Source organism: Pantoea sp. ICBG 985, from assembly GCF_002928365.1.
Taxonomy (GTDB): Bacteria; Pseudomonadota; Gammaproteobacteria; order Enterobacterales; family Enterobacteriaceae; genus Pantoea; species Pantoea dispersa.
In genome coordinates this window covers 149,264-161,402 of the sequence record NZ_POWM01000004.1, presented here as the reverse complement: position 1 = coordinate 161,402, position 12,139 = coordinate 149,264, and the positions used below count along the sequence as shown (strand labels likewise).

Annotated in this window: 10 protein-coding genes; 8 read left to right on the top strand and 2 right to left on the bottom strand. The window is 58.5% G+C overall.

Going from position 1 to position 12,139, the window contains the following annotated elements; translation table 11 throughout:
• Positions 1-95 precede the first annotated feature (95 nt).
• Positions 96-1,406 carry an MFS transporter gene (locus C1Y42_RS13340; protein ID WP_058757129.1) on the top strand — a complete coding sequence of 437 codons (1,311 nt, stop codon included), beginning with the start codon at positions 96-98 and terminating at the stop codon, positions 1,404-1,406.
• Between the two features lie 39 nt (positions 1,407-1,445).
• On the opposite strand, the gene satP is transcribed toward C1Y42_RS13340, so the two are convergent.
• Positions 1,446-2,006: an acetate uptake transporter gene (satP, locus tag C1Y42_RS13335; RefSeq protein ID WP_058757128.1), complete on the bottom strand. Its 561-nt coding sequence runs from the start codon at positions 2,004-2,006 to the stop codon at positions 1,446-1,448.
• 297 nt (positions 2,007-2,303) lie between these two features.
• Between satP and dnaK the strand changes: the two genes are divergently transcribed.
• The 4 genes from dnaK (at position 2,304) to C1Y42_RS13315 (ending at position 7,228) form a co-directional block, all read left to right on the top strand.
• Positions 2,304-4,214 (top strand): molecular chaperone DnaK, encoded by a 1,911-nt coding sequence (dnaK, locus tag C1Y42_RS13330; protein WP_021508662.1) that lies wholly within the window; start codon positions 2,304-2,306, stop codon positions 4,212-4,214.
• A 103-nt stretch (positions 4,215-4,317) separates the two neighbouring features.
• Positions 4,318-5,454, top strand: coding sequence for a molecular chaperone DnaJ (gene dnaJ, locus C1Y42_RS13325; protein ID WP_104093701.1), 1,137 nt, complete (start codon positions 4,318-4,320; stop codon positions 5,452-5,454).
• Between the two features lie 375 nt (positions 5,455-5,829).
• Positions 5,830-6,603, top strand: coding sequence for a siderophore-interacting protein (locus tag C1Y42_RS13320; protein WP_104093700.1), 774 nt, complete (start codon positions 5,830-5,832; stop codon positions 6,601-6,603).
• A gap of 85 nt (positions 6,604-6,688) precedes the next feature.
• The gene (locus tag C1Y42_RS13315; RefSeq protein ID WP_021314062.1) at positions 6,689-7,228 is read left to right on the top strand and encodes a PadR family transcriptional regulator; all 540 of its coding nucleotides are present in this window, start codon (positions 6,689-6,691) and stop codon (positions 7,226-7,228) included.
• Between the two features lie 5 nt (positions 7,229-7,233).
• Here the strand turns inward: C1Y42_RS13315 and C1Y42_RS13310 are convergent, their stop codons facing one another.
• Positions 7,234-7,521, bottom strand: a complete 288-nt coding sequence (locus tag C1Y42_RS13310) for a SelT/SelW/SelH family protein (RefSeq protein WP_021506610.1) — start codon at positions 7,519-7,521, stop codon at positions 7,234-7,236.
• 342 nt (positions 7,522-7,863) lie between these two features.
• Here C1Y42_RS13310 and C1Y42_RS13305 point away from each other — a divergent pair, with 342 nt between their 5' ends.
• The 3 genes from C1Y42_RS13305 to C1Y42_RS13295 are packed head-to-tail and all read left to right on the top strand — an operon-like array spanning position 7,864 to position 12,133.
• Complete coding sequence (locus C1Y42_RS13305; RefSeq protein ID WP_104093699.1) at positions 7,864-10,230, top strand: TonB-dependent receptor domain-containing protein; 2,367 nt, start codon at positions 7,864-7,866, stop codon at positions 10,228-10,230.
• Positions 10,231-10,280: 50 nt separating this feature from the next.
• Positions 10,281-11,312 carry a hemin-degrading factor gene (locus C1Y42_RS13300; protein WP_104093698.1) on the top strand — a complete coding sequence of 344 codons (1,032 nt, stop codon included), beginning with the start codon at positions 10,281-10,283 and terminating at the stop codon, positions 11,310-11,312.
• Positions 11,309-12,133: a hemin ABC transporter substrate-binding protein gene (locus C1Y42_RS13295; protein ID WP_104093697.1), complete on the top strand. Its 825-nt coding sequence runs from the start codon at positions 11,309-11,311 to the stop codon at positions 12,131-12,133. Before C1Y42_RS13300 ends, C1Y42_RS13295 begins: the two co-directional genes overlap by 4 nt.
• Positions 12,134-12,139: the final 6 nt, after the last annotated feature.

Genomic DNA, 12,139 nt, shown 5'->3' with positions numbered 1-12,139 from the left:
ATAAAATGCAGAGTGACTGGTGTGGCAAAATATTGACGGTATAGTAACCGCAGCTTTACAACTATACTGACATGGCCTCTGGATACCGCACTCTTATGGATTCGCTGACAACGCGTCGACTCAACCGCCAGGATTACAAAACCCTGGCGCTGGCTGCCCTGGGCGGGGCGCTGGAATTCTACGATTTTATCATCTTCGTCTTCTTCGCTGCGGTGATTGGCGAGCTGTTCTTTCCGCCAGACATCCCGGAATGGCTGCGTCAGGTGCAGACCTTTGCCATCTTCGCCGCCGGTTATCTGGCGCGCCCGCTGGGCGGCATCATCATGGCGCACTTTGGCGACAAAGTCGGGCGTAAGAAGATGTTCAGCCTGAGTATTCTGCTGATGGCGCTGCCGACGCTGGCGATGGGCGCGCTGCCCACCTACGCCAGCATTGGCATTGCCGCACCGTTACTGATGTTGCTGATGCGCGTGCTGCAGGGCGCGGCCATTGGCGGCGAGGTGCCGGGCGCGTGGGTGTTTGTTGCGGAGCATGTGCCAGAGAAGCGCATCGGTTTTGCCTGCGGCACGCTGACTGCGGGCTTAACCGCCGGCATTCTGCTCGGTTCGCTGGTGGCGACGGTGCTGAATACTTCGCTCTCGCCGGCGGCGATACGCGATCACGGCTGGCGCATTCCTTTCTTCCTCGGCGGCCTGTTTGGCCTGCTGGCGATGTATCTGCGTCGCTGGCTGCATGAAACCCCGGTATTTCGTCAGATGCAGCAGCGCAAAGCGCTGGCGGAAAAGCTGCCGCTACAGACCATTCTCGCCAGCCATAAGCGCGGCATTGCGGTGTCGATGCTGCTTACCTGGCTATTATCAGCCTGTATTGTGGTGGTGATTCTGATGGCGCCGACGCTGATGCAGAAACAGCATGGCGTGCCGGCGGCGCTCAGTCTGCAGGCCAACAGTTTCGCGACCGTGATGCTGCTGATCGGCTGCGTGCTGGCGGGCTGGATCGTCGATCGCTACGGTGCGGCGCGTACCTTACTGATTGGTTCGCTGCTGCTGGCGCTGTGCAGCTGGAGCTTTTTCCAGCAGCTTGGCGGCACGCCGCAGATGCTGTTCATCTGGTACGGTCTGGCGGGACTGAGCGTGGGCGTGGTCGGCGTGGTGCCGTTTGTTATGGTGCGGGCGTTTCCGGCGGCGGTGCGCTTCACCGGCATTTCCTTCTCTTACAACGTGTCGTACGCCATCTTTGGCGGCCTGACGCCGATCAGTGTGACGCTAATGATGTCGCTGACGCCGATGGCGCCGGCCTGGTACGTGCTGGCGCTGGCGCTGATCGGCATGCTGGTGGCGCTGTGGTTATGGCATGACAGCCGCCAGGCTAATGCGCAGCTGGATGTTTCGCTGCATTCATCGTAATGACAGCGCGCGGAGCGGCACGGCTCCGCGCGCCGTTGATTACTCGCCAATCGGCAACACGCTGCGCTCAAACTTCTCGTTCAGCACTTCGCCCATCGCCAGATAAAAGGCGCTGGCACCACAGACGATGCCCACCCAGCCAGCGATACGCAGCAGCGCCGCGTGATCCAGCAGATGACCGATAGCCAGCAGCGCAAACAGCAGCGTCAGGCTGGCAAACACAAACTGCAGCACTTTTGCGGCCCGCAGCGTGCCAAAGAACAGAAACAGCGTGAAGAGTCCCCACAGCGCCAGATAAGCGCCGAGGAAATGGCCATCGGCGGCCGCGGCCAGTCCCATTTTTGGCAGCAGCAGAATCGCCACCAGCGTCAGCCAGAAACTGCCGTAGGAAGTAAAGGCGGTCAGGCCGAAGGTGTTGCCTTTTTTATACTCCAGCAGCCCGGCAAGGATTTGCGCGATGCCGCCATAAAAGAGGCCCATCGCCAGGATAATCACATCCATTTCAAACAGACCGGTGTTGTGTAAGTTGAGCAGGATGGTGGTCATACCAAAACCCATCAGGCCCAGTGGGGCGGGATTCGCCAGCGTGGTGTTGCCCATAATTCCTCAGCAGCAGCGTTATTGTTTATTGGTTTAACGCCCGCGCCAACAGCGGTGGGGCGCGGGGCGCTGCATCATAATCAGGTGGCTTTTGCCGCACTTTGATCTCACGCGGTAAGAGAATCTAAATTTTTTTTAGTTTTAACCCTTGATGCGCTTCGAAGCGGCCCCATTTAGTTGTCATCAAGCATTGTGAGGCAGCAAAAAAATCTGCCGCAGCAGTTGAAAGTGGTCAGCGTGACCGCATCTCTGCTTCACAACCCAATTTGGCAAAGAATTTAAGTGGGAGACGTTTAGATGGGTAAGATTATTGGTATTGACCTGGGTACAACCAACTCATGTGTGGCGATTATGGACGGTGGCAAAGCACGCGTGCTTGAAAACGCCGAAGGCGATCGCACCACACCGTCAATCATTGCATATACCGGGGATGGCGAAACTCTGGTCGGTCAACCGGCTAAACGTCAGGCGGTGACCAACCCGCAGAACACCCTGTTTGCAATCAAGCGCCTGATCGGCCGTCGTTTCCAGGACGAAGAAGTGCAGCGTGATATCAAAATCATGCCGTACAAAATCATCGGTTCTGACAACGGTGACGCATGGCTGGACGTGAAAGGCCAGAAAATGGCACCGCCGCAGATCTCTGCAGAAGTGCTGAAAAAAATGAAGAAAACCGCGGAAGATTTCCTCGGTGAACCGGTAACCGAAGCGGTTATTACCGTTCCAGCTTACTTCAACGATGCGCAGCGTCAGGCGACTAAAGACGCCGGCCGTATCGCGGGTCTGGACGTAAAACGTATCATCAACGAACCGACCGCAGCGGCACTGGCTTACGGCCTGGATAAAGGTCAGGGCAACCGCACCATCGCGGTATATGACCTGGGTGGCGGTACCTTCGACATCTCTATCATTGAGATCGACGAAGTCGACGGCGAAAAAACCTTTGAAGTACTGGCGACCAACGGTGATACCCACCTGGGTGGTGAAGACTTCGACAGCCGTCTGATCAACTACCTGGTTGCCGAATTCAAGAAAGATCAGGGCATCGATCTGCACAACGATCCGCTGGCGATGCAGCGCCTGAAAGAAGCCGCAGAGAAAGCGAAAATTGAGCTCTCTTCTGCGCAGCAGACCGACGTTAACCTGCCGTACATCACGGCGGATGCGACTGGTCCTAAGCACCTGAACATTAAAGTGACCCGCGCGAAGCTGGAATCACTGGTGGAAGATCTGGTTACCCGTTCAATTGAGCCGCTGAAAGTGGCGCTGAACGACGCTGGCCTGTCGGTTTCTGACATCAACGACGTGATCCTGGTCGGTGGTCAGACGCGTATGCCAATGGTGCAGGCGAAAGTGGCGGAGTTCTTCGGTAAAGAGCCACGTAAAGACGTGAACCCGGACGAAGCAGTCGCTGTGGGTGCTGCGGTACAGGGCGGCGTGCTGGCTGGTGAAGTAAAAGACGTTCTGCTGCTGGACGTGACCCCGCTGTCGCTGGGTATCGAAACCATGGGTGGCGTGATGACGTCGCTGATCAGCAAGAACACCACGATCCCAACCAAGCACAGCCAGGTGTTCTCGACTGCTGAAGACAACCAGTCTGCCGTGACCATTCACGTGCTGCAGGGTGAGCGTAAGCGTTCAGCGGATAACAAATCGCTGGGCCAGTTTAACCTCGACGGTATTCAGCCTGCGCCGCGCGGTATGCCACAGATCGAAGTGACCTTCGACATCGATGCTGACGGTATTCTGCACGTGTCTGCGAAGGACAAAAACAGCGGTAAAGAGCAGAAGATCACCATCAAAGCTTCTTCTGGCCTGAACGAGGAAGAGATCGAAAAAATGGTTCGTGACGCGGAAGCTAACGCCGAGTCAGACCGTAAATTCGAAGAGCTGGTGCAGACGCGTAACCAGGGTGACCAGATTGCGCACAGCACGCGTAAGCAGCTGGACGAAGCCGGTGACAAACTGTCAGCGGAAGACAAAGCACCGATCGAGTCTGCCCTGAACGAGCTGAACACCGCGCTGAAAGGCGAAGATAAAGCAGAAATCGAAGCCAAAATGCAGGCGCTGATGGAAGTGTCCAGCAAGCTGATGGAACTGGCGCAGCAACAGGCTCAGGCCGGCGCAGCGGATGCCGGCGACGCTTCGGCGAAGAAAGATGACGACGTTGTCGACGCTGAATTCGAAGAAGTGAAAGATAAAAAATAATTGCCCCTGACCGGGCGCGACGGCTGGCCTGACAGCCGTTGAAACCAGCACGGGCGTCGGAGATTTCTCCACGCCCGTGCGATCATGTTAAGGGCAGAGAAAAATGGCTAAGAGTGATTTTTACGAGATCTTAGGCGTCTCAAAATCCGCCGATGAGCGCGAAATCAAAAAGGCCTATAAGCGCCTGGCGATGAAGTATCACCCGGACCGTAATCCGGGCGATAAAGAGGCCGAGACGAAATTCAAAGAGGTCAAGGAAGCCTACGAAATCCTCACCGATGCGCAGAAGCGTGCAGCTTACGATCAGTACGGTCATGCGGCGTTTGAGCAGGGCGGTGGTGGCGGCTTCGGCGGCGGCTTTGGTGGCGGCGGTGCCGACTTCAGCGATATCTTTGGCGACGTGTTCGGCGATATCTTTGGTGGTGGTCGCCGTCAGCGCGCCTCACGCGGCGCCGATTTACGCTACAACATGGAACTGACGCTGGAAGAAGCGGTACGCGGCGTGACCAAAGAGATCCGCATTCCAACGCTGGAAGAGTGTGATGTCTGCCACGGCAGCGGCGCCAAAGCGGGCACCCAGCCGCAGACCTGTCCGACCTGTCACGGTGCGGGCCAGATACAGATGCGTCAGGGCTTCTTTACCGTGCAGCAAGCCTGTCCGACCTGTCACGGTCGCGGCTCGGTGATTAAAGATCCGTGCAACGCCTGTCACGGCCATGGCCGCGTTGAGCGCCAGAAAACGCTGTCGGTGAAAATCCCGGCAGGCGTCGATACCGGCGACCGTATCCGCCTCAGCGGAGAAGGTGAAGCGGGCGAACACGGCGCACCGGCTGGCGATCTGTACGTGCAGGTTTCGGTGAAGAAACACCCGATCTTCGAGCGTGAAGATAACAACCTGTACTGCGAAGTGCCGATCAACTTTGCCATGGCAGCGCTGGGCGGCGAGATTGAAGTGCCGACGCTCGACGGTCGCGTGAAGCTGAAAGTGCCGGCAGAAACCCAGACCGGCAAACTGTTCCGCATGCGCGGCAAAGGCGTGAAGTCGGTGCGCGGCGGTGCGGTCGGCGATCTGCTGTGTCGCGTGGTGGTGGAAACCCCGGTCAGCCTCAACGACAAGCAAAAAGCGCTGCTGCGCGAGCTGGAAGAGAGCTTCGGCGGACCCACCGGCGAGAAAAACAGCCCGCGTTCGAAAAGCTTCTTCGACGGCGTAAAGAAGTTCTTTGACGATCTGACCCGCTAATCGGGTGCGCAGACAGAAACAAGCGGAGAGGCAACTCTCCGCTTTTTTTATGCGCAGTTCTGCCGTGCAGATATTCAACGGCATTGTTTTTCGTCATTCACATCCCCGACAGCCGTTACCTTTCAAAAATACGCTGACACGCTGTAGGGTCGCCATTTATGGCGACCTCAAGCCGTGAAAATCCCCGCCAAAAAACGCTTCCTCACCTTGCAAAAACCGGTTCCGTTTTCGCCAATAGCATTTTTCGGCATTGCATCGAAAATATATCATAGGTATCTTGCAAGGCGTTTAATGAGAATGATTTTCGATAACATGCACCATCAGCGGTGTGCGGCAGCGCAGTAGCGCGGGACCGTCGCTGCAGGGAGAGAAACGTTGCCAAACCCGACTCACCACCGCGCTCCACAACGCGTGCGCAATGAATTACGCTTCCGTCACATCACCGTCGCCAGCAAAACGCGGGTGGCCGATGCCTTCTGGCGCATCGTCTTTAGCGGCAGCGATCTGGCGGGTTTCCACTCGCCCTCTTTTGACGACCATATCAAAGTGTTTTTCCCGGATACGCCGAGCGGTGCGCTGGCGCTACCACACATGACCGACGAAGGCATCGTCTGGCCTGACGGCGTGCGTCCGGCGGCGCGCGACTATACGCCGCTGGCCTTTAACGGCAGCGATTCGCTGACGCTGGATTTTTACATCCACGACGGCGGCGTCGCCAGCAGCTGGGCGAGTGCCGCTCAGCCGGGCGATCGCATTGCGATGGGCGGCCCGCGCGGCTCATGCGTCGTGCCGGTGGATTATGCCTGTCAGATTTATGTGTGCGATGAGACCGGTCTGCCGGCATTTAAGCGCCGCTATCAGGAAATGCAGGCACAGCAGATTCATCTGCTGGCCTGTGTTGATGAGCCAGTCGGCCGCGCGTATCTTGGCGACCTGCCGGACGTCACGGTGAGCTGGCTCGGCAGCGGCAACATGCAGACTGAGGCGCTGACGCCGCTGCTGGACCCGATTATGCTGCCTGCTGATGACTACTTCATCTGGCTGACCGGCGAAGGCGCGGCGGTGAAACAGCTGAGCGATTACTTTACGCAGCAACGTGCGGCGCACAGCGACCTGGTGCGCGCCGTCGCTTACTGGCATCAGAAATAACCGGCGCCCGCCCGCTGCCGCCTGTGTTGAATTTTACCAGGCACCAGACTACTATCAACCTCCCTCAACTGACCCCGGGAAGGCGATGAAACAGCAGCGGGATGTTCCAGAGCACGCCGATGCGGCACAGCGTGCCAGCTGTGCCGGCGCACGCAGAAAGCGGCGCGAAAGGATGCTGGATGCCAGTGATATTCGCCTGCTGATGCTGCACTTTCTGGCCAGCGGCGCGGCGCACGGTTATGAGCTGATCAAATCGGTGGAAGAGTTGTCGAAAGGCGAATATTCCCCCAGCCCCGGCATTATTTATCCCAACCTGACGCTGCTGGAAGAGATGGACGCCATTCGCGTGGTGGATGCCCAGGCCACGCGCAAAGCCTACGCGCTCAACGATGCGGGCCGCGCGCTGCTGGCGGAAAATGGCGAAAACGTGGCGGTGATTATCGGGCGGCTCACTTCGCTGGCGATCCTGGTCAACAACCGCAGCATTCCGCAGGTGGAGCAGGCGATCCATACGCTTCGCTATACGCTCAATCACCGGCTATCGCAGGAGCAGATTTCACCGGCCACGGTGGAAATTGTCGTGGCGGCGCTGCAGGACGCGGCAGAGAAGATCGCCAACAGCTAAGCGCGTTACGGTTTCTTCTTGTCCACGTGCCCCAGTTCGCGATCCGGCCAGCAGACATCGCGCACCCGCTGCTTCAGTGCTGCCGCATCGGGAAAGCCGCCTTCCTGTTTGCGTTCCCAAATTACCTGACCATCAATGCTAATCTCGAACACGCCGCCGCTGCCGGGCTGGAGCGTGACCGCGCTGAGATCGCCGGCAAAGGTATGCAGCAGCTCCTGCGCCATCCACGCCGAACGCAGCAGCCAGTTACATTGGGTACAATAGTGAATGGTTACTGCCGGTTTATCTGCCATCTTATCCCTCCTGTTAGTGCCTGATTAATCATGGGTTAACAAATTGTGCGCACAAAGATACATCTTGATGCAAATGATATTGATAATGATTAGCAATTGCATTAAATTGTTTTCGCCATCATTTTACTCTCTATAAATCCCACAGGCATCCCTGCGGCACCGCGGCCAGTTATATACGGCAGCTGTGCACTCAAGCGCACATGACACTGTGCCACAGGTGCCGGGATCGATAACATTATCTGGCCAGCGTGACGCGCTGTTTCACGGTTTTTAGCATAAAGCCGTGGTTTTCTGGCAGCAAATAAGTGAGCGAATACTAACAATTAACCAGGTATTTCGCGCATGTCTTTACACCTTCAGGGAAATTTCCGGCAGCGTCTGTTTAACGTCGCTGTCCTGGCTTCAGCCATTCACGCAGCCTGCAGCTATGCCGCCAGCGACAGCAGTACGCTGGCGCGTTCCGCAGAGAACAACAGCAGCAATGAACCGGTAATGACCGTTACCGCACCTAAGCAGCAGGCCGGCAGCAAAACCACGCTCACCGCCAGCGATCTGCAAAAACGCGGCGCCAATGACTTCGGTTCGATCATGCGTTATGAGCCGCTGGTCAGCGCCACTGGCGCGGCGGGCGGTTCGTCAGCCGGTAAAAGCGGCTTTGACCGTGCAGGCTACACCGGCTACAACATTCGCGGTCTGGAAAGTAACCGTGTCGGTCTGGATATTGATGGCATTCCGGTACCGGACGCCACCGGTCGTCCGTACGTCAGTCGCGCCGGTAACAATACCTTCGGTATTGGTCGCGACTACATCGACCCGTATATGTTTGGCAGCGTCGAAATTGAGAAGGGCGCTACATCGGTGGAACAACCTAACACCGCAATCGGCGGTAACGTATCGTTTCATAACAAGTCGCCGGACGACTATCTCAGCAGCGATAAAACCCACTATTTCGGTTATCAGAGCGACTACAGTTCGGCAGACCGCAGCTGGCACAACGGCATCACCGCGGCGGCAGGGGATGATGAACTGCGCGGCCTGTTTGTCTACAGCCGCCGCGACGGCCAGCAGACGCGCAACAACAGCGGCGTAAAAGACGCCTACCCGGCCAACTGGCACTCGGATGCCTTTATGACGTCGGGCATCTGGCAGCCAAACGATCAGCACAAGCTGAGCGCCACCTTCGACTACTACCACAAAACCAATCACACCCACTACGATACCTGGGACAGCAGCAGCGGCAACACTATTTGGGGCACTGCGCAACAGCAGAGCGATTCGCGCCGCTGGGGCATTAACCTTGCCGACGAGTGGACGCCGTACAACGAGATGATCGATACGCTGACCACGCGAATTTACTGGCAGCAAACCGAGGCGCACGACACCACCTGGTTACCGACCAGCGCCAGTCAGTACGGCTTCGTCTACTCTGACTACAACGTCGATACCTTAGGGTTTGACACGCGCGCCAGCAAAACCCTCGGCCGCCACGAACTGAGCGGCGGCGTCAACGCGCGCGTGGAGAACAGCGAGCGTCCGTTCCGCCAGGAGCCGAACCCGGGCACCTTCGGCATCATCACCCAGCCGCAGTCGGACAGCCGTTCCTGGACCGTGGCCGGCTATCTGCAGGATAAAATCAATTTCGATCTCGATAGCCACAATTTCGCGGTGATTCCCGGCGTGCGCGTTATTCATCAAAGCACCAAACCGAAGAACCTCGGCGATCTGACCAACGGCAGCACGGTGCTGACCGCAGAGCAGGTGGAAAAACTGTACGGCAAGACCAATTCAGACACCGAAGTGCTGCCGTCACTGACCTTCCAGTACGATATCAACCCGGCGCTCACCACCTGGCTGCAATATAAGCGCGGCGTGGAGTTCCCGACCACCAGCCAGCTGTACGGCTCGTGGAACCTTGGTTCAAGCTACGCCGGCAGCGCGCAGTATGCGCTGATTGGTAATGCCGATCTGAAAACCGAGACCAGCAACAATTTTGAGTGGGGTCTGAAAGGACAGCCGACTGACGGCATCACCCTCAATACCTCGGTGTTCTACAACACCTACAAAAACTTTATTGCTTACACCCGCTATCGTCGCGCCACCAACCCGGCGATGTTCGTCAATGTTCCGGCCAACATCTACACCAGTTATCAGGCTGAGAACCGCGACAAAGCCTACATTTATGGGGCGGAGATCAGCACCCGCGTCAACTACGGCAGCTGGTTCCCGACGGTGGATGGCCTGAGCAGCACGTTCGCGCTCGGCTACAGCGAGGGGAAAGCGAAATCCCGCTATCTGGGCGACAAATACATCGATCTCGACAGTGTCGCGCCGCTAAAAGCGATTGTCGGCGTCGCGTGGGACGACAAAGCGCGCGGTTACGGCGCGGCGCTCACCGCCACCTTCGTCAAAGGCAAACAGGCCAGCGCCACCAACCGTGAGAGCTACAGCAACAGCGGGGCGGCCATCAGCGACGCCAGCAGCGAATACATGCGCGTGCCGGGCTACGGCCTGATCGATGCCACCGCATACTGGCAGCTGACAAAAAACGTCAGGCTGAGCGGCGGTGTCTACAACATTACCGATCGTAAATACTGGGATTACCTCAGCAGCCGCACGCTGACCAGCGCCAGCGCGCAGGAGCGCAACGACATCAATCTGGCCGTGATGCCGGGACGCACCTGGCAACTGGGCGTGAACGTCGACTTCTAATCACTTTTCGCCCTGCGGTGGCGCAGGGCATTTTCACGGGAGCAAGCGCAATGCATCAACGCTATCAACACTATCTGGCGCTGAAAGGCCAGCAGCCAAAAATGTACGCGCGTGATTTAGCCGCGCTGATGGGCATAGGGGAAGCACAGCTATGCGAAGCGCGCGTGGGCCACGACGCGCAGCCGCTGCGCGCCGATTTTCCGGCGCTGCTGACGGCGCTGGCGGCAGTGGGTGAGACCAAAAGTATTACGCGCAATGCCTGGGCGGTGCACGAACAGGTGGGAACCTACAGCAATCTGCATCTCGGCGAACATGGCGGGCTGGTGCTTAATCCGCGTGCGCTCGACCAGCGTCTGTTTCCCGCGCAGTGGCACAGTGCTTTCTTCCTGCACGAGCAGACCGCGCACGGCGAACGGCAGAGCATACAGATTTTCGATCGTCACGCTGATGCGGTGCTGAAAATCTACACCACCGCGCAAACGGAGATGCCGGCGTGGCAGGCGTTAATTGAGCGCTTCCGGCTGGCGCACGCGCCTCAGCTGCAGCCGCAGCCGGTCAGCGCCCCGCCGTTCAGCGACAGGGCGGATGCCGGCACTGTCGAAGCGGAGTGGCGTGCCATGACCGATGTGCATCAGTTCTTTGGCCTGCTGAAGCGTCACCATCTCTCGCGGCCGCAGGCGTTTCGCGCGGTGCCGGATGATTTAGCGCGTCAGGTGAGCAACACCGCGCTGGCAACGCTGCTGGCCCAGGTACAGCAGGATGGCAATGAAATCATGATTTTCGTCGGCAATCGCGGCTGTACCCAGATCTTTACCGGCACTATCGGGAAAGTGGTGCCGCTGGATAACTGGATTAACGTTTTTAATCCCACGTTCACGCTGCATCTGATGGCGGATCGCATTCACGAGAGCTGGGTGACGCGCAAGCCGGGCGGCGATGGCTTCGTTACCAGTCTGGAGCTGTTCGCTGCCGATGGCACGCAGATTGCCCAGCTGTACGGCCAGCGCAGCGAGGGCACGCCGGAACAGGCACGCTGGCGCGAGCAGGTGATGGCGCTGACGCCGACAGGAGCCGCCGCATGAAAGCGCTGATCCTGACACTGCTTACTCTGCTGACGCTGCCGGCGTGGGCGGCGCAGCGCATCATTACTATCGGGGGCGATGTAACGCAGATCGTCTACGCGCTGGATGCGCAGGCGCAGCTGGTGGCGCGTGACAGCACCAGCCAGCATCCGGCGGCGGCCACCAGGCTGCCGGATGTCGGCTATATGCGCCAGCTCAACGCGGAAGGCATTCTGGCACTGAAACCGACGCTGGTACTGGCCAGCGCGCTGGCTAAACCGTCGCTGGTGTTGCAGCAGGTGGCGGACGCCGGGGTAACGGTGGTGGAAGTCAGTGGGGATAACCGCCTCGATGCCATCACGGACAAAATCGCCACCATTGGCAAAGCGCTGCAGCGTGAACAGGCGGCCCGCGCGTTGATCGACAAGGTCAACAAACAGCGTGCGCAGCTACCGCAGCAGCCGCTGCCGGTGAAAGTGCTGTTTATCATGGCGCACGGCGGCTTACGCACCCAGGCGGCTGGTGCGCAGACCGGCGCTGACGGCGCAATTCGCGCTGCCGGCCTGATTAATGCCATGGGCGCGGTGCCGCATTATCAGCAGCTGTCGCAGGAGGGCGTCGTGGCGGCGGCACCGGATTTGGTGGTGGTCGGCGAAGAGGGTCTGCGCACGCTGGGTGGCGAACAGGCGGTGTGGGCGCTGCCGGGCCTGCAGCTGACGCCGGCGGGCCAGCATCACGCGCTGCTGGTGATTGATGAGATGGCGCTGCTGAGTTTCGGCCTCGATACGCCGGACGCGATTTTGCGCCTGCGCCATGCGGCGGAAGCCGTGGAGCATGATTAACCGCCT

What these genes read in the sequence shown, in the direction of transcription:
- C1Y42_RS13340 (WP_058757129.1), top strand. Translation starts at nt 96, where the DNA reads ATGGATTCGCTGACAACGCGTCGACTCAACCGCCAGGATTACAAAACC.
- satP (WP_058757128.1), bottom strand. Translation starts at nt 2,006, where the DNA reads ATGGGCAACACCACGCTGGCGAATCCCGCCCCACTGGGCCTGATGGGT.
- dnaK (WP_021508662.1), top strand. Translation starts at nt 2,304, where the DNA reads ATGGGTAAGATTATTGGTATTGACCTGGGTACAACCAACTCATGTGTG.
- dnaJ (WP_104093701.1), top strand. Translation starts at nt 4,318, where the DNA reads ATGGCTAAGAGTGATTTTTACGAGATCTTAGGCGTCTCAAAATCCGCC.
- C1Y42_RS13315 (WP_021314062.1), top strand. Translation starts at nt 6,689, where the DNA reads ATGAAACAGCAGCGGGATGTTCCAGAGCACGCCGATGCGGCACAGCGT.
- C1Y42_RS13310 (WP_021506610.1), bottom strand. Translation starts at nt 7,521, where the DNA reads ATGGCAGATAAACCGGCAGTAACCATTCACTATTGTACCCAATGTAAC.
- C1Y42_RS13305 (WP_104093699.1), top strand. Translation starts at nt 7,864, where the DNA reads ATGTCTTTACACCTTCAGGGAAATTTCCGGCAGCGTCTGTTTAACGTC.
- C1Y42_RS13300 (WP_104093698.1), top strand. Translation starts at nt 10,281, where the DNA reads ATGCATCAACGCTATCAACACTATCTGGCGCTGAAAGGCCAGCAGCCA.
- C1Y42_RS13295 (WP_104093697.1), top strand. Translation starts at nt 11,309, where the DNA reads ATGAAAGCGCTGATCCTGACACTGCTTACTCTGCTGACGCTGCCGGCG.